Annotated in this window: 2 protein-coding genes; both read right to left on the bottom strand. The window is 28.5% G+C overall.

Translation table 11 applies throughout. The features are described 5' to 3' along the window. Positions 1-804: condensation domain-containing protein (locus tag LZ480_RS19580; RefSeq protein ID WP_241371220.1), on the bottom strand; the 804-nt coding region annotated here is incomplete at its 3' end. A gap of 478 nt (positions 805-1,282) precedes the next feature. Next, positions 1,283-2,215, bottom strand: a 933-nt coding sequence (locus LZ480_RS19575; protein ID WP_241371219.1) for a condensation domain-containing protein, incomplete at its 5' end; no start/stop codon positions are given.

Genomic DNA, 2,215 nt, shown 5'->3' with positions numbered 1-2,215 from the left:
TACTTGTTTTTCGAATATCTTTTGGATGGTCGTATCCTTAGGATATTCTGCATCTGTATGATTAAATTCATTTAATAATCGGTTCCTTTCCCCTTCTAATAACAGATCTACATCTGATAATTTTTGCTTATAATTTACTAGTATTAATTTGAAAACATTAAAAAAGCTATTACTTAAAATCTTGACATCAAACTCAGAAAGATGTTTTTTGTCATATATAACTTTTAGATAACTTGAACCATTTTGAAGTGATTCAAGTAAAATTGTTAATTGGTTTTTGCTTGAACTTAATATATAGTCAATATCTTTTTCCTGATGTAACCCTTTCATACATATATTTATTGGAGTTAGTTCCATCAAATTATTTATATTCTCATCTTGTAATATCTTTGTATTTAAAAAGGATTGATTCTTATATATTTGCAGCATTTCATTCTTAATGTTCATCATGTAGTCCGAAAATGTTTGATCATAATCTATATTAGATGTTAAGGGCAATACTTTATTTAAAATAACTTGTCCTACAGGCCTATAGCAAGGAATACCAACGGTTATATCTTTTTTAGATAAATACTTTGATAAACTAACCTTGAAAGCCGATACTATAAAAGTAAAGGCTAAAAGATCATTACTTTTGCATATTTCCTTTAACCTGTCACAATAACATTTATCAATTATTATTTCATACTGACCTTCTTCATTTGAATCTTCACCATGACTCCATGTGATTTCTTCACTATTTTTTGCTTTAATAATTGCTTTTCTCCAATATTTAATTGGATCATGTTCTTTAATTTCTTTCATAACATCCTTACCACCAATCTAAATCATATAGTTCTAAATTCTTGGTGTAAAAAACCCATGTAAATAATTCTAGATAATAAAGTGTTTTGCACCATAAAAAATATAAGAAATTAAATTGTAACTTGCTCTATATTTTTCACCAGCATTTCGAAAAAATTAATTTAATAATAATGGAAATACCCTTGTGAACAAGCACATTAGTTCATCATAAAACACCGATTTTCTCATCAAATCAGAACGGTTATTTTCACAAGTTCTTTTTGAATCTTCTCAGTCAGTCATGAAATATTATACCGGAAGTGGTTTGGAGCCTTTGTGGGCATACACTCCTGTTCAAGATAAAACGTCAATTCTTGTTTAGTAATGCCAACTGCATGCCCACCACTCCATTTAAATCCATTCTTGTAGGTTCAAAATGAATATATCACTGAATTGGAATTTATAATAATAATTTTGTATATTACGAAAATTAAAAAAGTTATAATAAGTAGGAATTTTCAAACAAATCTAGTTTTAACTCTGTATCATTATTCTTTAAGTTGATCAACTCTATATTGTTTAATGTTACATTTCTATCATTGGTAATTGTTTTAAGTATAGAATAGTAATCCTCTAATAAAAGTTCTACTGTATCTTTACGGAAAAGCCCTACACAATAGGACAATGATAATTCAAGTATTTTTGGATATTCTACTACTTCTAAATTCAGGTCAAACTTTGATATTTTACTTTCCATATCATAAGGTTTTAATATAATGTCATCCACCTTAACATCACCATCTGATACGCTTGCTACAATATCAAACATAACATCAAACAATGGGTTTCTACTTGTATCCCTTACTAAATCTAGGTTTTCAATTAACATTTCAAATTGGTAACTTTGATTCTCATATGCGTATAGAGAGTTTTCTTTTACTTCTTTTAAGAAATCTACGAATGTTTTATTTCCTTCGGGCTTATTTCTTAGAGCCAATGTATTTACAAACATCCCCATTATATTCTGTAGGTCTGCATGCGATCTTCCTGCTATTGGTATTCCTATTACAATATCTTCTTGTCCACTATACTTAGACAGCAGTATATAAAATCCTGATAGTAACACCATATGCATGGTTGTTCCTGTTTCTTTTGTAAGATTTCTCAATAGTTCTGTAGTTTTTTCATCTACTTCAACATTTAAAGTATCACCTTCAAAACTTTGAATTGCTGGTCTTTCATAATCAGTAGGTATATTTAATACTTGAACTTCATCTCTAAACACATTCAACCAATATTCTTCTTGTTTTTTCATTTCTTCTGATTTCATGAATTTATTCTGCCACTCTGCAAAGTCCTTATACTGCAGTTTTACTGGTTGTAATTCTTTTCCTTTATATAACTCTATAAACTCCTTCATTAAAATACTACC

The sequence above is a fragment of the Solibacillus palustris genome (assembly GCF_022549215.1).
In the GTDB taxonomy this organism is placed as follows: Bacteria; Bacillota; Bacilli; order Bacillales_A; family Planococcaceae; genus Solibacillus; species Solibacillus daqui.
This window is presented reverse-complemented; position numbering and strand designations above follow the sequence as displayed.